Source organism: Algibacter pectinivorans (assembly GCF_900112595.1).
GTDB lineage: Bacteria > Bacteroidota > Bacteroidia > Flavobacteriales > Flavobacteriaceae > Algibacter_B > Algibacter_B pectinivorans.
Genome location: NZ_FOMI01000006.1, coordinates 206,475 through 226,075, shown reverse-complemented (window position 1 = coordinate 226,075; position 19,601 = coordinate 206,475). Strand labels below are relative to the sequence as shown.

The window sequence follows — 19,601 nt, the reverse complement described above, 5'->3', positions numbered from 1 at the left end:
TTTTTTACAATCTAACTTTATTTCTTGGTTTTATACTATGCCTTAAGCGCTAGCACATGGCTTAAATTTAGTACTTACTTAAAAAAAAGACCTGCCTATCGGCAGGCAGGTATAGCGGAAAGCCCAACCGCTTGCCCTGAGCGCAGACGAAGGGTGTGGTAACACCCAAAACAAAAAAAATCCCGTATAACACGGGATTTTTTATTTTACTATATATTTAATTTATTTACTTAAATACATTTTTCGTCTAGAGTATAAATCGTAAAATGCATCGTCCTTTAAGCTATCTATAAATAAGATGCTTTCTCCGGTACTCTTCATTTCTGGTCCTAAACGCTTATCTACATTTGGAAACTTGTTAAAAGAGAATACTGGCTGCTTAATGGCATAACCTTCTAGTTGTGGGTTAAAATTAAAGTCTGTTACTTTTTTCTCCCCTAACATGATTTTTGTTGCGTAATTTACATAAGGCTCTTTATACGCTTTGGCTATAAACGGTACTGTTCTAGAGGCTCTTGGGTTCGCTTCAATAATATAAACAGTATCGTCTTTTACAGCAAACTGTATGTTTATTAAACCTACCGTATTAAGCGCTAATGCTATTTTTTTAGTATGATCCTTTATTTGCTGCATTACAAACTCACCTAAGTTAAATGGTGGTAATGTAGAGTTACTATCTCCTGAATGAATACCACATGGCTCTATATGCTCCATGATACCAATAATATAAACGTTTTCACCATCGCAAATAGCATCGGCTTCTGCTTCTATGGCTCCGTCTAAATAATGATCTAGTAATAATTGATTCCCTGGCATTCTGCTAAGTAAATCGACTACATGTTGTTCTAACTCTTCTTTGTTAATAACAATTTTCATGCCTTGACCTCCTAATACGTATGATGGTCTTACTAGTATTGGAAAATCCAACACATCTGCAATTGCTGCAGCTTCATCGGCAGTAGTAGCGATATCAAACTTTGGATAAGGAATATTATTTTCTTTTAACAGATTAGAGAATAAACCTCTATCCTCGGCCAAATCCAATGATTCAAAACTTGTACCTATAATTTTAACACCATATTTTGTAAGCTTTTCGGCTAATTTTAATGCGGTTTGCCCTCCTAACTGTACAATAACACCTTCTGGTTTTTCGTGCTTAATAATATCGTAGATATGCTCCCAGAATACAGGCTCGAAATATAGTTTATCGGCCGTATCAAAATCTGTAGATACCGTTTCTGGGTTACAGTTTATCATAATGGTTTCGTAGCCACACTCTTGTGCTGCATAAACCCCATGAACACAACAATAATCGAACTCAATTCCTTGTCCAATTCTATTAGGTCCAGACCCTAAAACAATAATTTTTTTCTTATCGGATACGATACTTTCATTATCGGAGTAGCGTTTTCCATTTACTTCCATATCACTCTCGAAAGTAGAGTAATAATAAGGTGTTTTAGCTTCAAACTCTGCCGCACAAGTATCTACTAATTTATATACTCTGTTTATGCCTAATTCTTCACGTTTGCTATACACTTGACTTTCTAAACAACGCAGCATATGCGCTATTTGTCTGTCGCCATAACCTTTTTGTTTTGCTTCTAATAACAATTCTTTATCAATAGTATCGATATTAAAAGTAGATATTTCTTTTTCTAAGAAATAAAGCTCTTCGTATTGCTTTAAGAACCACATATCGATTTTAGTAATTTCGAAAATACGGCTTAAAGGAATTCCCATTTTAATGGCATCGTAAATTATAAAAACACGATCCCATGATGCAAATTTCAATTTATCTAAAATCTCTTCGTAATTGGTGTTTTCTTTACCATCGGCACCTAAACCGTTACGTTTAATTTCTAAAGACTGCGTTGCTTTATGCAAGGCCTCTTGAAAAGAACGGCCAATACCCATTACTTCTCCTACGGCTTTCATTTGTAGTCCTAAAGTTCTATCAGAACCTTCAAACTTATCAAAATTCCAACGTGGTATTTTTACAATTACATAATCTAAAGTAGGCTCAAATAAGGCCGATGTAGATTTTGTAATTTGGTTATTTAACTCATCTAAATGATAACCTAAGGCTAATTTTGCAGCAATTTTAGCAATTGGATATCCAGTTGCTTTACTTGCCAATGCCGAAGAACGCGATACACGTGGGTTAATCTCGATAGCAATAATTTCCTCTCTTTCATCTGGACTTACCGCAAATTGCACATTACAACCACCTGCAAAATCACCAATACTACGAATCATATGTATAGCCATATCACGCATTTTTTGGTAGGTTTTATCGCTTAATGTCATTGCTGGTGCTACTGTAATAGAATCTCCTGTATGAATTCCCATTGGATCCATATTCTCGATAGAACAGATAATAACCACATTACCGTTAGCGTCTCTTAAAAGTTCTAGCTCGTATTCTTTCCAGCCTAGTAATGCTTTATCTATCATAACTTCATGAATTGGAGAAATCTCCAAACCACGACGTAATAATTTATCGAAATCTTTTTCATCATGAACAATAGCAGCACCTGCACCACCTAAAGTAAAGGAAGAACGAATACATAAAGGAAAACCAAATTCTTGAGCTATTTCTTTTCCTTTAAGAAATGATGTAGCGGTAGCTTGGGGCGCCATTCCTACGCCGATTCTGCCCATTAATTCTCTAAACTGTTCTCTATCTTCCGTAATGTTAATAGCATCGATATTAACACCAATCATTTCTACATTAAAATCTTCCCAAATTCCTTTTTCATCAGCTTCAATACATAAATTTAATGCTGTTTGTCCTCCCATAGTAGGTAATACAGCATCAATTTGAGGATGTTCTTTTAAAATTTGAATTATCGATTTAGTATTTAAAGGCAGCAAGTATACATGATCGGCCATAGAAGGATCGGTCATGATTGTAGCAGGGTTAGAATTGATTAAAATGGTTTCAATTCCATCTTCTCGAAGTGAACGTAAAGCTTGAGTTCCAGAATAATCAAATTCACATGCTTGACCTATTATAATAGGACCTGAGCCAATAATTAGTATCGATTTTAGTTTAGGATTTTTCGGCATTTTTACTCGTTATTATGTTGTAATTTAATGTGTTGCAAAAATAGTAATCAGTAGATATAAAAAAAGGCATTACCGTTAAGTAATACCTTTTAATTATCAACAATTGTTAATCATTATTTTTTATGTCTAGTTTCTGTTGAAACAGATAATTTCTTTCTTCCCTTAGCTCTTCTACGTGCTAATACCTTTCTACCGTTAGCAGAAGCCATTCTTTCTCTGAAACCATGTTTGTTTCTTCTTTTTCTTTTTGATGGCTGAAACGTTCTTTTTGGCATAACTTATTTTTTTAAATCTGTATAGTAATTTATGAATGAATGGCTGTGTTAAAACCGAGGGCAAATATACAAAGCCTTTATTACTTTGCAAATCATTTTTAAAAAAATTTTATAAATATTTTAAAGAATGTAAAAACACAGGCTAGACCTTTATTTATTTGGGGTAACCCCATATATTGTCAATTAACTTTATGTATATTTTAATAAAATTTTAGTTTCTTTGCACTCTTAAAACACCAAAGCTGTTTATTTTAATAATTAAAAACCGCTTTTTTTTATAACACCTATAAAATTATGTACAATAAAATTATAAAACTAATCATTGCAGCAGGAATTATTGCTTTTGCTATCTATCAATTTACGGAAGGTGAAATTGGAAATGGTATAGCACTTATATTTTTATCTCTAATTTTTATCTTTCTATATTTTAAAAATGAGTTTATTTTACTTGCGTTTTTAAAACTAAGAAAACAAGATTTTGAAGGTGCTAAAAATTGGTTAAACAAAATAAAAAATCCTGAAGCTGCATTAGTAACTAAGCAGCAAGGGTACTATAATTATCTACATGGTATTATGGTTTCGCAAGATAATATGAATGAAGCCGAAAAATATTTTAAAAAGGCGCTATCATTAGGATTGTCTATGGATCATGATATTGCCATGGCTAAATTAAATTTAGCAGGTATTGCGTTTTCTAAACGAAGAAAACAAGAGGCTCAAAAACTACTTACTGAAGCTCAAAAGTTAGATAAACAAGGCATGCTTACCGAGCAGATTAAAATGATGAAACAAAACATGAAGCAAGCCGTTGGCCCTACGCAACATTACGGTGGTGGTGCTTCGGTTAGAGCTCAAAAAAGAAGAGGTAGATAGTTTTAAGTATTTAATTTGTTTTTAATATTTGGGTTCAATTTTATTAATTCTATAAGAAATTCCTTTTTGTTCTTTGGAGATATAATTATTGAATCGTTTGCTCCAAATTTCACTAATATTCTATCAGTTAAAGACGCAGCGGGGGACGATAAAATTGAGTTAGTTTTTGTAATGGATTTTATCTCATTTACTTTAATTTCCTTTTTATATATAAATCCACATTCAATTTTTAAAGTATCATTTTCTATGGTATAACGTGTAGAATAGAAGACGAATAACAGAAACAAAAAGGTTATTACATGAATCGAATTGACGATTAGTATGAGTTTTAAAGTTGAATTACTATCGGTTATATTAAAATAACTTATTATTCCAAAAAGAATAAAAATGGCTAATAAAAATCCGTAACTAATTTTTGATCTATAAATTTTCATATTTAAAAACTCATTAAATTAAGGGCGACCATAGCCTGCAATACGATTCTTTTACTTTTTCGAATTTAGAGCGTTCTAACCATTGGGTTGGATCTACTTTTTCGCATACCTCAAGATCCTCCAAAAAATGCTGTTTTAATAGTTTACTCGTATCAATGTCGTATATAAAGGCATTAACTTCAAAATTAATATTAAAACTTCTGTAGTCCATATTGGAGGTTCCTACGGTTGAAAAAATATCGTCTACTACCAGTGTTTTTGCATGAATAAAGCCTTTAGTATAGCGATATACTTCAATATCGGCATCGAATAAACGCTCTAAATACGAATTGGTGGCATGTTTAACCACCCACGAATCGGATTTTTTAGGTATTATTAATTTTATGTCTACACCACTTTTTGAGGCTACTTGTAATGCTGTAATGATTTGATCGTTGGGCACAAAGTAAGGCGTTGTTATATACACATAATCTTCGGCAGTCGTTATAGCCGTAAAAATGGCTTCCATAATATTGGCCCAATCTGTATCTGGACCACTAGCTGCAATTTGAACCGCAACATTATTTTTACAAGTTACCTCCGGAAAATAAGACTTATCTATTTTAAGATTTGTGTTCGATACAAAATGCCATGTTGTAAAAAAATTAATTTGTAGCGATTTTACTGCTTCGCCTACAAGTTTTAAATGAGTGTCTCTCCAGTAGTTATCGTTATACTCGTTAACATATTCATCGGCTACATTAATACCTCCAACATAAGCTGTTTTGCCATCAATAACTGCTATTTTTCGATGGTTTCTATAATTCATCTTTCCTGTGAATTTAGAAAACAGTACTGGCATAAATGGAAAATGTTCCACCCCACTCGTATTTAGTTGTCGCTTCATTTTATTTGAAAGCTTGCTTCCTACATCATCATACGTTAACCTTACCTGAACGCCTTCTGAAGCTTTTTTACAAATAATATCTAAAAGCTGTGTACCTATTGTACCATCTTCAACAATATAGTATTCTAAATGAATATGATGTTTTGCCTGCTTTAAATCCTCGAGTAAATCTTTAAATTTTTCATCGCCATTTTTAAAAAGTTTTAACTCGTTGAATAGCGTTAAAGGCGAATTCTTATTATTGTAAAGTAGCTTTACTAATTTAACCTTATTATCAAGATAGTCATCAACTTTTCTAATAGACTTGACATCTAACTCTAACTCCTCGTGAATCGTTTTTACGGTAGATTGATTAAGAACTTGCTTTCTGTTAAAAATTTTATTTTTTCGGAATTCTTGCCCAAAAAGGTAATAAATTAGAATACCAAGAAATGGAAAAAACACTAAAACAATAATATAAGATAGTGTTTTAGTGGGATTTAAGTTTTTAAGAATTACCGTTATAACTGCCGTAATAGCAACTATATAATTGATAATTAAAAGAATGGTCCACAAATCACTATTTAGAAAGCTAGACATAACATTTTAGTTATAATAGCCTTCCTGAGGAATTTCTAGATAGTATTGTTTTCTTGATTTATTATTAAGATGCGGCTCACGTAACCACGGGTTATGCAGTTTTAAAACTTTATAATTAATACCAAAACGCTGTGCAAACTTGGTAAAATCTGTTACCGCAGTATCCACTTCTACCTTATAAGTTGGTACGTTAGTGTATAAATCTTTTTCTCTAAAGTTAAACCCGTAATTTTTAGGGTTAGATAAAATCTCTTTTAAAGCCACAATTCTGAATAAATAACGTCCTGTTTCTTCGCCTAAAAGTAAATCGTAATATTTTGTAACACCTTGCTCTCTTAAACGTCTAGACACACCAGCATTTCCTGCGTTGTAAGCAGCAGCAGCAAGCGTCCAAGAACCTAATTGCTCCTTAGCTTTAATAAGGTATTTACAAGCCACTTCGGTAGATTTTTCTAAATTATAGCGCTCATCGACATTTTTATTAACTTCTAAGCCATTTTCTCTACCTGTTGCTGGCATAATTTGCCAAACACCCCTTGCTCCTGCCGGAGATACTGCATTAGTTAAACCACTTTCTATAACGGCCAAATATTTAAAATCGTCTGGCACACCATATTTAGCTAAAATAGGCTCTATTATAGGAAAGTATTTTTTAGCACGCTTAAACATAAGTAATCCGTTAGATTGCCAATAGGTATTAACTAGCAACTCTCTATCCATACGTTCTAAAATATCTGGATTTTCTAGCGGCACAGGTTCTCCTGCAAAATTTAAATTATCTGGTATTTGTAACGCATAAACATTATAATCGTTTATTAATTTAGTTTCAAAATTCTCGTCTGTTGGTGCGTCTTGCAACGCAAAAATAAATAAGCCACATAAACTTAATAGTCCCACAAACGCCAATGCTTTCTGTATAATCTTCATTTTAATAAGTTTTTTTATAAAATTACAAAAATAGTTTAGCTACCTGTTATTAGTTTAGGTAAATTTTCGTTAAACCATTTATATTTATTTATGATTGCAATATGAGTGCCGTTTTTAATTACAATGCAATTTTTAATGTTTTTTATTGGAAAGACCGAATCCTTATCGCCATGAATATGAATAATGTCTGGACGACAAGTTTCTTGATTCCAACATACCATTTCCTTAATCGCCCAACTTAAATAATTATTGTCGTTAACCGATAAATATTTCTTATAAAGTTCAATTCTTTTGCTAATCGTTTCGCCAAAAGCGTATTTCTCAAATACATCTATTTTACTTGCCAATTGCGTAGGCACTAAAGCGTAGGCCTTTGTTGCTTTTGCAATAAGCATCCTTTTTGGTAACTCATGCATGGACTTAACACTAGATACAATAATGAGTTTTTTAACCGAAATAAATTTACTCATTTCTTGAACCATAACACCACCAAAGGACACCCCTAACAACACCACATTTTCATGTTTTATGTTAGTACATAAACGACGCGCATAGTTGGTTATAGACTCATTATTAATTGGAATTAGCCATTCTAGTAAGTGAATTTTAAATTGATTTTCGGGCAATTTAATATATTCAAATATTTTGGGGCTTGCTGCCATTCCTGGCATAAGGTAAACGTGTATTAACTCTTGAGACATAAGGCATTAAGCGTTAATTAACTTTATTCTGTCAATTATTTTTCGTACTTTTGCACAAAGTTATTGAAATAGTACTCACTATTTCAACTTTCCTAAGAATTAAAACAAAATTAACATGGTTGAAGCTGCAGAATTAATTGACAACGATTTTCTACGTCAATTTGAAATTAAAGTAGACAATGATTTAGCAATAATTGAATACTCTTTACAAGAAAGGAAAATATTTTTAACCAAACTAATTATCCCAGAAAACATTAAAGATGAAGATTTTAAAAAGGAATTTTTATCGCTAGTTTTTGAGGAAATAGGATCGCGCAACTTAAGTGTTATGCCTACTTGCCCCGAAATCGCAAAATTTGTAAGAAGCAATAGAAAATACAAACGCATGCTTCCTGTAGGTGTAAGAATTTAAGTTTAAAAGAAAACACAAAACAAAAAAAAGCTAAAGTTTTACTTTAGCTTTTTTTTATTCTTTTCCGTAATATTTGGAATAATCATTAGAAATTTTACTCAATACCACGTCCTCACCGGTATCTAAAACCAATTCATTATCCACATTAAATTGGTAAGTATCTTTACTTGTTCCATTAACCTCAATAGTATCGTTTTCTATTTTCCATGAAAATGGCGATGCCGAAGATGTTATTTCTCCAGTACCAAACTCAACTTTATTAATTTCGAAACCGGTATTTTTCTTTCCAAAAACTAACTGTAACGTATTAGTTTGACCATCAAGTACCTTCACCTGTTCCCAAATACCACGCAAATTATTTTCTGCTCCATTTGTATCCTTAGTACAAGATGTAACAACAAGTAATAATAGTACAATTACTACAGATTTTAAGGCACGTTTCATTAAGAGTTTTTTAGAATAAACCAAATGTAATATCATGACAAAATCTTCGACAATTAAATCGATAAAAAGCAACAAAGAAAGATGAACAGGGTAAAAACTCGATAAATTACTAGTTAATTGGCCTTTAATAAAGCCTCAACAAACTTTAATCGTACTAGGCCATCATCATCTATTTCGGTTAACTCTACTTGATGCAATGTATTTACTAATTCTGGATTCCATGGGATTTTTACCTTTACATAGTTTTCGGTAAACCCATGAATATATCCTGCTTTATTTTCACTTTCAAATAATACTGTACGCGCAGACCCTATTTGACTCTCGTAAAAGGCACGACGCTTTTTAACCGATAAACCACGTAGCATTTTACTACGTTTACTTCTAACATTATTTGGCACGACATTATCCATAGTAGCCGCCTCGGTATTATCGCGTTCCGAATAGGTAAAAACATGCAAATACGAAATATCTAAATCTGTTAAAAAATTATAGGTTTCTAAAAAATGCTCGTCTGTTTCTCCCGGAAAACCAACAATAACATCTACTCCAATACATGCATGAGGCATAACCTCTTTTATTTTAGCAACTCGATCTACATATAACTCGCGCATGTAACGGCGTTTCATTTTTTTTAGAATGTCGTTACTTCCAGATTGCAACGGAATATGAAAATGAGGTACAAAGGCTCTAGATTTCGAAACTAAATCTATAGTATCGTTTTTAAGTAAATTAGGCTCTATTGAAGAAATACGTAAACGCTCAATCCCTTCTACCTTATCTAACTCCGTTACTAAATCTAAAAAAGTATGCTCGTGTTTTTTATTACCAAACTCACCTTTACCATAATCGCCAATATTAACACCTGTTAAAACAATTTCTTTTATGTTTTTAGCCGATATTTCTCTAGCATTTTCTAAAACATTTGCCATAGTATCACTACGTGAAATACCGCGTGCCAAAGGAATGGTACAGTAGGTGCATTTATAATCGCAACCATCTTGAACCTTTAAAAATGCTCGTGTTCTGTCTCCTATAGAGTAACTACCTACGTAAAAATCGGCGTCTTCAATTTCGCAAGAATGTACTTCTCCAAAATCGTTTTTAGAGAGGTCGTTAATATAATCGGTAATCTTAAATTTTTCAGTCGCTCCAAGTACTAAATCCACTCCATTAACATCGGCTAATTCTTGTGGTTTTAGTTGCGCATAACAGCCTACGGCTGCCACAAAAGCATCTGGATTAGCTTTTTGAGCTTGCTTAACAATCGTTTTAAAGCGCTTATCGGCATTTTCTGTTACAGAGCATGTGTTTATAACATAAATATCTGCTTTTTCAGCAAAATCGACCCTATCAAAGCCTTCATCGTTAAAATTTCTAGCAATGGTAGAGGTTTCTGAAAAATTTAGTTTGCAACCTAAGGTATAAAATGCGACTTTTTTATTCATTATAATTTGTTAATCCGAACTTGTTTCAAGGTGATTTAAAATTTATCTTTACCCTTAAAAGATTGCAAATTTACAATTTATAACTTACATGAAAAAAACTATTAAAACACAAATAATCAACTTCTTATCAGTTAGTTGTACCCTGTTTTTTCTTTTTTCATGCCAAAATGATGCGTCTAAAAAAAATGATCATCTCGTATTTCGTTATAATGAGTATGCTAATATTAACACTTTAGACCCGGCATTTTCGAGAACACTTCAAGATAATTCGGTATGCAATCAATTATATAATGGCTTACTACAGCTGGATAACAAACTAAATCTTTCACCATCAGTTGCTAAAAGTTGGCATGTATCTGATGATGGTTTAACCTATACTTTTAATTTACGAAATGATGTTTATTTCCATAAACACGAATTATTTGGTAAAGACTCTACTAGAACTGTTGTTGCTAAAGATTTCACCTATAGTTTAAACCGCTTAAGAGACGAAAAAATTGCAGCTCCTGGTAGTTGGGTTTTAAACAAGGTTGATGACTTTAAAGCTATTAACGATACTATTTTCCAAATTAACTTAAAACAACCTTTCCCAGCTTTTATAGGGCTTTTAGCCATGAAGTATTGCTCCGTTTTGCCTGAAGAAATTGTAGAACATTACGGTGCTGATTTTCGTGCAAACCCTATAGGAACAGGACCTTTTAAATTTAAACGTTGGGAAGAAAACATAAAACTTATTTTTAGAAAGAATGAAAATTATTTTGAAACAGACAGCGTAGGTAATAAACTTCCATATTTAGAAGCTGTGGCACTTACCTTTTTACCCGATAAGCAAAGTGAATTTTTACAATTTGCTCAAGGTAATATTGATTATTTATCTGGTTTAGATGCGTCTTATAAAGATGAATTATTAACGGCCGATGGCAAACTAAGAGCCAAATACAACCAAAGCGTTGATATGATTCGAGGCCCGTATTTAAACTCTGAATATCTTGGATTTTACTTAGATTCTAAATCGCCAGAAATTCAGTCGGAACTTATTAGAAAAGCCATTAATTATGGTTTTGACAGAAAAAAAATGGTGCTGTATTTACGTAATGGTATTGGTAACCCTGCTAACGGTGGCTTTATTCCTAAGGGTTTACCAGGACATGATACGTCTATAGGTTTTAGCTATAAACCGCAACTAGCAAAGCAACTCGTTGAACAATTTAAAGCAGAAAGTGGCATTAGCAATCCGGAAATCACCTTAAATACCACAAGTAATTATTTAAGTTTTTGCGAATTTATACAACGTGAACTTGAAAAAACAGGCTTACAAATTAATGTGGATGTGTTACCCGAAGCAACCTTAAGGTCTGCCCGATCTAACGGAAAAGTAGATATGTTTAGAAGTTCTTGGGTTGCCGATTACTTAGATGCCGAAAACTACTTATCCATTTTTTACAGTAAAAACTTTGCTCCTGGTGGCTCTAATTACTTTCATTATAAAAACGACATGTTTGATAGCCTTTACAATAAAGCCTTTACCATAACCGATATTGAAAAACGAAAACATTTGTATACCAAAATGGATTCTTTAGCTATGGATAAGGCGCTAATGGTACCGTTATTTTACGATGAAGTTGTTCGTTTTACAAGAAAAAATGTAAAAGGTTTAGGTATTAACCCAATAAACATGTTGGATTTAAGGTATGTTAGTAAAAATTAAATATCCTCTATATTTTTACCAATATCATCAATTTCATTTTTAACAACTACTACCGATTTTTTCCATTTACTTTCTAAATACACATAAAAGCCCCATAATGCCAATAATGCCGCTGGTACGCCTATAAAATTGGCTCCAAAATTATTATCCCAGTCAATTCCCCAATCAAACACGTATATATCCAACAAGGCTATAAGCATTCCAAAAACAAAACTGGACACATAGTATAAAACCACACCTAAAATAGCATAAAGCCATTTGTTTTGGTTGTATTCTTCCGATAAGTCGTAAAATCGTTTTCCTATAAAGTAGATTAATAAAATGCCTAACATAATTATGTTTTAAGTTTTAAAGTGGGCAAGATAACTAATTGTATTGAAAACAAAATGCCGCGTCTGTACAGACGCGGCATTTTAAAATATTATTATAAAACCTTTAAATTAGCTTACTAATTGCTTTGTAGAAGGTTTAAACTTAGTTAAAACAATACCATCAACAGCAGCTTCATACTCGGCCATAGTTGGTGTTCTACCTAAAATTGTAGATAGTACTACCACAGGTGTAGATGATAATAAAGATTCACCTTTTTTCTCGCCAGTATCTTTTACAACACGACCTTGGAATAAACGTGTAGATGTTGCCATTACCGTATCTCCTGGTTCTGCTTTTTCTTGGTTACCCATACAAAGGTTACAACCAGGACGCTCTAAATACAACATGTTTTCGTACTTGGTACGCGCTAAACCTTTTGGTGCGCTATCGTCAAACTCAAATCCTGAGTACTTCACTAAAACATCCCAATCGCCTTCAGCTTTAAGCTCATCAACAATATTATATGTTGGAGGTGCTACTACTAAAGGTGCTTTAAATTCAACTTTACCGTGTTGTGCTTCAATGTTTTTAAGCATTTGAGCCAATATTTTCATATCGCCTTTATGTACCATACATGATCCAACAAAACCTAAATCGACTTGTTTAGTACCACCGTAGTATGACAACGGACGAATAGTATCGTGTGTATAACGTTTAGATACATCATCATTATTTACATCTGGATCGGCAATCATTGGTTCAGCAATTTCATCTAAATCAATAACCACATCGGCATAATAATTAGCATCGGCATCTGGTTTTAAAGCTGGCTTAATACCTGTCTTTAATTCCTGTATTCTCGCATTTGCTTTATCTACTAAACCTTTTAGAACTTGCTTTTCGTTATCCATACCCTTATCAATCATGATTTGGATACGACCTTTAGAAATTTCTAACGATTCAATTAATGTGTCTTCCTCTGAGATACAAATTGAAGCCTTAGCTTTCATTTCTGCTGTCCAGTCTGTAAATGTAAAGGCTTGATCGGAAGTAAGCGTTCCAATATGAACCTCAATGATTCTACCTTGGAATACATTTTCGCCACCAAACTGCTTTAACATTTGTTGTTGTGTAGCATGTACCACATCACGGAAATCCATAAAGCTTCTCATTTCACCTTTAAAAGTAACTTTTACAGATTCTGGAATTGGCATAGTAGCCTCACCTGTAGCTAATGCTAAAGCAACAGTTCCTGAATCGGCTCCAAAAGCAACCCCTTTAGACATACGTGTGTGAGAATCTCCACCAATAATAATATCCCAATCATCAACAGTAATATCATTTAATACTTTATGAATTACATCGGTCATGGCATGATAGTTCCCTTTAGGATCACGTGCTGTAATTAAACCAAAATCGTTCATAAAACTCATTAATCTTGGAATGTTAGCCTTAGATCTATCATCCCAAACAGAAGCTGTATGACAACCCGATTGGTAACCAGCATCAACAATAGGAGAAATGATAGTCGCTGCCATCATCTCTAATTCTTGAGATGTCATTAAACCTGTAGTATCTTGAGATCCTACAATGTTTACTTCAACACGTACATTAGAACCAGCATGTAATGTTTTACCTGGTGTATTTCCAACAGCGTTTTTATTAAATATTTTTTCAACGGCAGTTAAACCTTGTCCTTCAACAGATACTTCTTTTGAAGGTGCATATACTTGAGGAATATCTATTCCTAATATTTTACAAGCTAACGTTTGTAATTTTTTACCAAAAACCACAGCGTAAGATCCTCCTGCTTTAATAAACTCCATTTTTGGTGGTGTTAAAGCAGCAGAAATATCTTTTAACTCTTTATCTCCGTTATATAATTTTTTTGTTTTTGTATTTATCGTTAATACGGTACCGGTAGCTACAGAATATACTTCTTTTAAAACTGGCTCTCCATCGGCATCAACAATAGTATTTCCATCGGCATCTTTTTGCTGTACCCAGTTTTTTAAATCGATACCAATACCACCAGTTACTCCAACAGTTGTTAAGAAAATTGGTGCAATACCGTTTGTACCTGCAATTACTGGAGCATAGTTTATAAATGGCACATAAGGGCTAAAAGGAACACCTGTCCATAATGCTACGTTGTTTACACCAGACATTCTAGAAGATCCAACGCCCATGGTACCTTTTTCGGCAATTAACATAACACGTTTATCTGGATGCTGCTCTTTTAAAGCTAACAACTCATTTTGCATGTCTTTGTTATGCTCAAACATACATTGCCCATGTAATTCACGATCTGATCTTGAATGTGCATCGGCACCTGGAGATAATAAATCGGTAGAAATATCACCAACACCAGCGATATAAGTTACTACTTTAATCTCTTCTTCAACTTCTGGTAACTTAGTAAAGAATTCTGCTTGCGAGTAACTTTCAAGTAATTCTTTTGCAATAGGGTTTCCTGCTTTAAAAGCATTTTCTAAAAGCTCCATATCGGCTTCGTATAAAAACACTTGTGTTTTTAATACTTTAGCCGCCTCGGCAGCAATAGCAGCATCATCACCTAAAGCTAAAGTTAATAATACTTCAATTGACGGACCACCTTTCATGTGAGACAATTGCTCGAATGCAAATGCAGGTGTAATTTCTTTTACTACAACCTCTCCTAAAATAATTTCTTTTAAAAACTTAGCTTTTACACCAGCAGCACTCGTAGTTCCAGGCAATACGTTATAAATAAAAAAGTTAAGAGAATCCTCTCTATACTCATTATTTACATCTTTAATTTGTGCAATAATTTCACTTAATAATTCTGCCCCATCAATAGGTTGAGGATGTAGCCCTTGGCCTTTACGCTCTTCGATCTGCTGTAGATAGTCTTTATACGTGTTCATAAAAGAATAGTTTTCAATGTTAAAATGACAATAATTCTTACGTTAATTGCCATTAAATATTATTTCTGAGTTGTTTTTTTTAGTCCTTGCAAACTTAAAGAATTTAAAGCAAAGTTTTAAAAAGAAACTATGGAATACAACAAGTAATTATAGTTATTTATTATAGTAGTATTATTTATTTAATTGATTGCCTATTTATTATTATTTCTCTAAATAAACTAACAATTTTTCAAGCTAATCGTAAAAAAACCGCTTAATATATCTTGAATCTCTTAAATTAGTTATTGGATTTTCAAAAAACTTATATAATATGTAAGCCAGTAAAAATGAAAATAGCCAATAAGCGAGTAAAATTATTAATTTTACTGCACTTGATTGCAAGTTAATATCTACAAAATGCTGAATTGTAAGCAATACAATAGAATAATTAACCAAGTATAATCCATAAGACCATATACTAATGGAAGTGATTTGTGAGTTAAAAAACCTTTTAGGCTTCCACTCCAAAAAAAATGGAAACACTAATAGTAAACTTACGGACAATAGTGGTAGATAGAACATATTAAAAAAGAGTGTTGCATGTTCTGGCTGTACGCCAAAACTAAAAATTAAAACATGTATACCTAGAAAAAGAACGAGACCTAAACCGAAAAGTAAATTTTTATACTTTACAATTAACGTATTAAAATTATAAATTAAAAAAGCAACCAAAAAACCATAATAGATGCTATCGATTCTGTAAATAACAACCTTGCGAATATGCTGACTCCAATCGTGCATAGACTCAATACTGTTATTAACATGAAAATTAAACCTAAAACAAGTAACCCCAAATATTACAGAAAAAACGGTTATTAAAAACAGCGTATTATAACTCGTTTTCTTGAAGCAATATACTAAGCCAAACATTATTAATGGCCCAATTATATAGGCATACTCTTCAATGGATAAGCTCCATGCTTCGGTAAAAAACTCGGGATGCGGACTACTGAAATTTTGAAGAAACCCAAAATAGGCGCCTATACCATCCATAACTTCTCCCTTTAAAACCCACAAAAGTAGAATATTGATAAGCAAGATTAAAAAATAATTTGGTAAGGTTCTAAACCAACGTCTTACCCAGAAATAACCAAAATTTTTAAATGTAGTTTCGCCCTTTTGTAATTGTTTTAAAAGGATAGTCCCTATTAAAAAACCACTTAAAACAAAAAACAAATCGACACCAACGGTACCAAAAAATTGAATGACAGTTATTAAAATATGGTGTTGATTAGGAAAAAGTAATATGGTGGAATGAGAAAACAACACCAATAAAATGGCAATTGCTCTAAGCACATCTAATCCGAAGATTCTATTTTTTAGGTTTGTATACATCGAAATTTATTCAATGTAAAGCTATTAAAATAAACTTTTAATAATTTGTTCTTCTGAAACACCTTCGGCCTCGGCCTTATAATTTTTAATAATTCTATGACGTAAGATACTTTGAGAAACGGCTTGTATATTTTCGATATCTGGTGAAAACTTACCATGTATAGCGGCATGTGTTTTAGCTGCTAAAACTAAGTTTTGAGAGGCTCTTGGTCCGGCTCCCCAATCGACATAGTTTTTTATAAGTTCTGGTGCTGCATCGCTATTTGGTCTTGTTTTACCAACCATTGAAACGGCATACTCAATAACATTATCGGCCACAGGAATACGACGAATTAAACTTTGAAATTCAACAATTTCTTTGGCCGTAAACAAGGCGTTTACTTTTACCTTAACATCGGAAGTGGTTGCTTTTACAACCTGTACTTCTTCTTGGTATGTTGGGTAATCTAAATTAATAGCGAACATAAAACGGTCCAACTGCGCTTCTGGTAACGGGTAGGTTCCTTCTTGCTCTATTGGGTTTTGCGTTGCTAATACAAAATATGGTAAATCTAAATTGTAACGATGACCAGCCACTGTAACCGAGCGTTCTTGCATTGCTTCTAATAAAGCTGCTTGAGTTTTAGGTGGTGTTCTATTAATTTCGTCGGCCAAAATAATATTTGCAAAAATAGGCCCTTTTATAAATTTAAAATGGCGGTCTTCGTCTAAAATTTCACTACCTAAAATATCACTAGGCATTAAATCTGGAGTAAACTGAATACGTTTAAAATCTAATCCTAAAGCCTGCGCAATAGTATTAACCATTAATGTTTTTGCTAAACCCGGAACACCAATTAGTAGTGAATGTCCGCCAGAAAAAATTGAAATAAGTATTTGCGAAACCACTTCGTCCTGTCCAATAATAACTTTGGAAATTTCACTTTTTAAAGCTTTAAACTTTTTTACAAATCCTTCAATAGCAGCAACGTCCGACATACTTTTTTATTTTTTTAACCAGTTACCAGAAAACTCACAAGACCTATGCTCATTACTTATTTTAATATAAGTATCAAGAATTTTTTCTTCTTGCCATTTTTCAATAGTTCTAATTTTCTTTTCCTCTAGAGCTAAATCTTTAATTTTTAAATAATCGCGAGCATAATCTGCGGTGTGCTCATCAATTCTATCGGTAACCATTAAAAGTTTAAACTTCTGCCCTCCTGTTCTATCTTCTTCTCTTAAAACTAAACTAACTTCGTTGTCTTTTAAGTTTTGAATTTGCGCATATAATTCTGGATCCATTCTAGTTAACTCAAAATTATAATCTTGTGTTGTTGGGTTAATTAATTGGCCTCCATCGCCTTTAGTTTCTTTTTCGTCGCTAATTTCTCTTGCTGCATCGGCAAAGGAAATATCACCAGCTACAATACGTTCTCTAACTTTTTCTAAACGTTCCTTAGCTTCGTTAATAGCTTCGCTAGACACTTTAGGTGTAAGTAAAATGTGAGCCACATCGTACTCTTGCCCTCTAATTTTTTCTAAAGTTATTATGTGATACCCAAAATCTGTTTTAAACGGCTCTGACACTTCTCCTTCTTGCAAAGCAAAAGCTACTTGTCTAAACTCTTTTACCATTCTTGGTTGCTTTTTGTTAAGAGTATATTTTCCACCTTTACTAGCCGACCCTGGATCTTGAGAATATAATACCGCCTTAGAACGGAAACTTGCACCACGCTCAATAATATCTGCTTTAAATTGTTTTAAGCGGTTAATAACACGTTCTTTCTCTTCTTCTGATACTTTAGGCTCTGCAACAATTTGCGCTACTTTAAGCTCTGTACCAAAGGTTGGTCTTTGATCTTCTGGAATTTTATTGAAAAAATCTCTTACTTCTTCTGGTGTAATTTCAACTTCTTCAACAATACGTGCTTGCATTCTTTGGGCTAGAAGGTTTGATTTATTAATTTCAAACATTTCATCTCTAAAGGTTTTCTCGTCGTCTTTTTTATAAAATTCTAAAAGACGCTCCATTGAGCCATTAGTTTGTTGCAAAAACTGTTGAATTTGGTAATCTACATTTTTTCTTACTTCGGCATCAGAGACAGGAATACTATCTTGAATGGCATGATGTGCGTAAAGTTTTCGCTCTAACATTAAACCAAATAGTTCGCAATCTTCTATCCCATCAATAGATCCTCCACTTGCTTTTATTTGATCTTTCTCTTTTTGAATATCAGATTCTAAAACTATAAAATCTCCTACCACAGCTGCTACACCATCAACTTTTCTAGCATTGGATGTATCAACAGAATCTACTTTTTTAGTGGCTACCTCTTTTACTTCATCTTCAATAATTTCTTGTGCATGTATAGCATTTGATACTATTAAGGCTACGCATAAAGAAAACACGTATTTAAGGTTAATTATATATTTCAAATTGTTTGTTTTTAATCGCATCTTTGGTGATATCTTTTTCTAATTCCCTTATAAACTCAAGCTTACGCTTATTAATAACTATTTGGTCGATAGTTGGCTTAACATATTCCAATGGTGCCGTATCATTTCTAACCAAAACATCATTAATTTGCATCAAATATACTCCTAATGAATCTTTGAGTTGTACAAAATTAGATTTTTTTAACAGTTCATTTCTATTTTCAGAATTTACAGCTGGAATTTTTTTAATAACTTGACTTAATTTAATCCAAATCGAGTCGTTAAGCGAGTAAGATTTAAACTGTATGGAAATAGAATCTAGAGCCTTTTTATCCTCGTTATTATAGCGTTTTAGTTTCTTTTTAATATTGTCAAAATCTATGATATTTTCGTTTACGTGAATGTAACGAAATTTAATAAGTTCTTCGTTTAACTTAAACACCTCTTTGTTATTATTGTAGTACACCTCGGCCTCTTCAAACGACACGTTTCTATCTACACCGCGCTCTACTAAAGCTTGAATATAAGCCTTACTGTATAAATCGTTTTTGTATTGTTGCACAAGTTTATCGAATGCAACCTGTTTATCTTCTCCTAAATTTAGCTTTGCACCATCAACAAGTAATTGTTGGGTTGCCCAACGCTTTATAAAGTTTTGCACTAATAAGGTGCTATCTGCTTTAGAGGTATCGTTGGAAACCAAATCTTGAATATCTTCCAAATAAAGATAGTTTTCATTTACACGCGCTATTGGGCTGCCATCATCGGACGTTCTTAAATATTGGCATGAACAAACCGATACTAAAACTAATAGAATATATATTTTTTTAAGCAC

Annotated in this window: 17 protein-coding genes; 3 read left to right on the top strand and 14 right to left on the bottom strand. The window is 32.9% G+C overall.

The window, feature by feature from the left end; translation table 11 throughout:
• Positions 1-222: 222 nt before the first annotated feature.
• Both carB and rpmH read right to left on the bottom strand, forming a co-directional pair.
• A complete protein-coding gene (gene carB / locus BMY96_RS10825; protein ID WP_092852030.1) occupies positions 223-3,072 on the bottom strand; it encodes a carbamoyl-phosphate synthase large subunit in 2,850 nt (949 codons plus the stop codon).
• A 113-nt stretch (positions 3,073-3,185) separates the two neighbouring features.
• Positions 3,186-3,347: a 50S ribosomal protein L34 gene (gene rpmH / locus BMY96_RS10820; protein ID WP_034059443.1), complete on the bottom strand. Its 162-nt coding sequence runs from the start codon at positions 3,345-3,347 to the stop codon at positions 3,186-3,188.
• 294 nt (positions 3,348-3,641) lie between these two features.
• Between rpmH and BMY96_RS10815 the strand changes: the two genes are divergently transcribed.
• Positions 3,642-4,220 (top strand): hypothetical protein, encoded by a 579-nt coding sequence (locus tag BMY96_RS10815; RefSeq protein ID WP_092852028.1) that lies wholly within the window; start codon positions 3,642-3,644, stop codon positions 4,218-4,220.
• A 2-nt stretch (positions 4,221-4,222) separates the two neighbouring features.
• Here the strand turns inward: BMY96_RS10815 and BMY96_RS10810 are convergent, their stop codons facing one another.
• The 4 genes from BMY96_RS10810 to BMY96_RS10795 are packed head-to-tail and all read right to left on the bottom strand — an operon-like array spanning position 4,223 to position 7,747.
• A complete protein-coding gene (locus tag BMY96_RS10810) occupies positions 4,223-4,654 on the bottom strand; it encodes a PH domain-containing protein (RefSeq protein ID WP_092852026.1) in 432 nt (143 codons plus the stop codon).
• Positions 4,655-4,667: 13 nt separating this feature from the next.
• The gene (cls, locus tag BMY96_RS10805; protein ID WP_092852024.1) at positions 4,668-6,119 is read right to left on the bottom strand and encodes a cardiolipin synthase; all 1,452 of its coding nucleotides are present in this window, start codon (positions 6,117-6,119) and stop codon (positions 4,668-4,670) included.
• Positions 6,120-6,125: 6 nt separating this feature from the next.
• Complete coding sequence (locus BMY96_RS10800) at positions 6,126-7,046, bottom strand: lytic transglycosylase domain-containing protein (protein WP_092852022.1); 921 nt, start codon at positions 7,044-7,046, stop codon at positions 6,126-6,128.
• Positions 7,047-7,081: 35 nt separating this feature from the next.
• The gene (locus BMY96_RS10795; RefSeq protein WP_092852020.1) at positions 7,082-7,747 is read right to left on the bottom strand and encodes an alpha/beta hydrolase family protein; all 666 of its coding nucleotides are present in this window, start codon (positions 7,745-7,747) and stop codon (positions 7,082-7,084) included.
• 115 nt (positions 7,748-7,862) lie between these two features.
• On the opposite strand from BMY96_RS10795, the gene BMY96_RS10790 reads away from it, so the two are divergent.
• Positions 7,863-8,159 carry an N-acetyltransferase gene (locus BMY96_RS10790; RefSeq protein ID WP_092852019.1) on the top strand — a complete coding sequence of 99 codons (297 nt, stop codon included), beginning with the start codon at positions 7,863-7,865 and terminating at the stop codon, positions 8,157-8,159.
• A 54-nt stretch (positions 8,160-8,213) separates the two neighbouring features.
• Here the strand turns inward: BMY96_RS10790 and BMY96_RS10785 are convergent, their stop codons facing one another.
• Both BMY96_RS10785 and mtaB read right to left on the bottom strand, forming a co-directional pair.
• Complete coding sequence (locus BMY96_RS10785; RefSeq protein ID WP_092852017.1) at positions 8,214-8,603, bottom strand: hypothetical protein; 390 nt, start codon at positions 8,601-8,603, stop codon at positions 8,214-8,216.
• Positions 8,604-8,716: 113 nt separating this feature from the next.
• A complete protein-coding gene (gene mtaB / locus BMY96_RS10780; RefSeq protein ID WP_245750604.1) occupies positions 8,717-10,048 on the bottom strand; it encodes a tRNA (N(6)-L-threonylcarbamoyladenosine(37)-C(2))-methylthiotransferase MtaB in 1,332 nt (443 codons plus the stop codon).
• An 88-nt stretch (positions 10,049-10,136) separates the two neighbouring features.
• Here mtaB and BMY96_RS10775 point away from each other — a divergent pair, with 88 nt between their 5' ends.
• Positions 10,137-11,756 carry an ABC transporter substrate-binding protein gene (locus BMY96_RS10775; protein ID WP_092852013.1) on the top strand — a complete coding sequence of 540 codons (1,620 nt, stop codon included), beginning with the start codon at positions 10,137-10,139 and terminating at the stop codon, positions 11,754-11,756.
• Here the strand turns inward: BMY96_RS10775 and BMY96_RS10770 are convergent.
• The 6 genes from BMY96_RS10770 to BMY96_RS10745 form a co-directional block, all read right to left on the bottom strand.
• On the bottom strand, positions 11,753-12,088 hold the full coding sequence (locus tag BMY96_RS10770; RefSeq protein WP_092852011.1) for a hypothetical protein: 336 nt from the start codon (positions 12,086-12,088) through the stop codon (positions 11,753-11,755). The two genes, BMY96_RS10775 and BMY96_RS10770, sit on opposite strands and share 4 nt — an antisense overlap.
• A 108-nt stretch (positions 12,089-12,196) precedes the next feature.
• Positions 12,197-14,974, bottom strand: a complete 2,778-nt coding sequence (locus BMY96_RS10765; protein WP_092852008.1) for a bifunctional aconitate hydratase 2/2-methylisocitrate dehydratase — start codon at positions 14,972-14,974, stop codon at positions 12,197-12,199.
• A gap of 234 nt (positions 14,975-15,208) precedes the next feature.
• A complete protein-coding gene (locus tag BMY96_RS10760; RefSeq protein ID WP_092852006.1) occupies positions 15,209-16,348 on the bottom strand; it encodes an acyltransferase family protein in 1,140 nt (379 codons plus the stop codon).
• 24 nt (positions 16,349-16,372) lie between these two features.
• Complete coding sequence (locus BMY96_RS10755; protein ID WP_092852004.1) at positions 16,373-17,326, bottom strand: AAA family ATPase; 954 nt, start codon at positions 17,324-17,326, stop codon at positions 16,373-16,375.
• Between the two features lie 6 nt (positions 17,327-17,332).
• The gene (locus tag BMY96_RS10750; RefSeq protein ID WP_092852002.1) at positions 17,333-18,787 is read right to left on the bottom strand and encodes a peptidylprolyl isomerase; all 1,455 of its coding nucleotides are present in this window, start codon (positions 18,785-18,787) and stop codon (positions 17,333-17,335) included.
• Positions 18,750-19,601, bottom strand: coding sequence for a peptidylprolyl isomerase (locus BMY96_RS10745; protein ID WP_092852000.1), 852 nt, complete (start codon positions 19,599-19,601; stop codon positions 18,750-18,752). Before BMY96_RS10745 ends, BMY96_RS10750 begins: the two co-directional genes overlap by 38 nt.

What these genes read in the sequence shown, in the direction of transcription:
- BMY96_RS10765 (WP_092852008.1), bottom strand. Translation starts at nt 14,974, where the DNA reads ATGAACACGTATAAAGACTATCTACAGCAGATCGAAGAGCGTAAAGGC.
- cls (WP_092852024.1), bottom strand. Translation starts at nt 6,119, where the DNA reads ATGTCTAGCTTTCTAAATAGTGATTTGTGGACCATTCTTTTAATTATC.
- BMY96_RS10785 (WP_092852017.1), bottom strand. Translation starts at nt 8,603, where the DNA reads ATGAAACGTGCCTTAAAATCTGTAGTAATTGTACTATTATTACTTGTT.
- rpmH (WP_034059443.1), bottom strand. Translation starts at nt 3,347, where the DNA reads ATGCCAAAAAGAACGTTTCAGCCATCAAAAAGAAAAAGAAGAAACAAA.
- mtaB (WP_245750604.1), bottom strand. Translation starts at nt 10,048, where the DNA reads ATGAATAAAAAAGTCGCATTTTATACCTTAGGTTGCAAACTAAATTTT.
- BMY96_RS10815 (WP_092852028.1), top strand. Translation starts at nt 3,642, where the DNA reads ATGTACAATAAAATTATAAAACTAATCATTGCAGCAGGAATTATTGCT.
- BMY96_RS10775 (WP_092852013.1), top strand. Translation starts at nt 10,137, where the DNA reads ATGAAAAAAACTATTAAAACACAAATAATCAACTTCTTATCAGTTAGT.
- carB (WP_092852030.1), bottom strand. Translation starts at nt 3,072, where the DNA reads ATGCCGAAAAATCCTAAACTAAAATCGATACTAATTATTGGCTCAGGT.
- BMY96_RS10790 (WP_092852019.1), top strand. Translation starts at nt 7,863, where the DNA reads ATGGTTGAAGCTGCAGAATTAATTGACAACGATTTTCTACGTCAATTT.
- BMY96_RS10750 (WP_092852002.1), bottom strand. Translation starts at nt 18,787, where the DNA reads ATGCGATTAAAAACAAACAATTTGAAATATATAATTAACCTTAAATAC.
- BMY96_RS10800 (WP_092852022.1), bottom strand. Translation starts at nt 7,046, where the DNA reads ATGAAGATTATACAGAAAGCATTGGCGTTTGTGGGACTATTAAGTTTA.
- BMY96_RS10770 (WP_092852011.1), bottom strand. Translation starts at nt 12,088, where the DNA reads ATGTTAGGCATTTTATTAATCTACTTTATAGGAAAACGATTTTACGAC.
- BMY96_RS10795 (WP_092852020.1), bottom strand. Translation starts at nt 7,747, where the DNA reads ATGTCTCAAGAGTTAATACACGTTTACCTTATGCCAGGAATGGCAGCA.
- BMY96_RS10760 (WP_092852006.1), bottom strand. Translation starts at nt 16,348, where the DNA reads ATGTATACAAACCTAAAAAATAGAATCTTCGGATTAGATGTGCTTAGA.
- BMY96_RS10810 (WP_092852026.1), bottom strand. Translation starts at nt 4,654, where the DNA reads ATGAAAATTTATAGATCAAAAATTAGTTACGGATTTTTATTAGCCATT.
- BMY96_RS10755 (WP_092852004.1), bottom strand. Translation starts at nt 17,326, where the DNA reads ATGTCGGACGTTGCTGCTATTGAAGGATTTGTAAAAAAGTTTAAAGCT.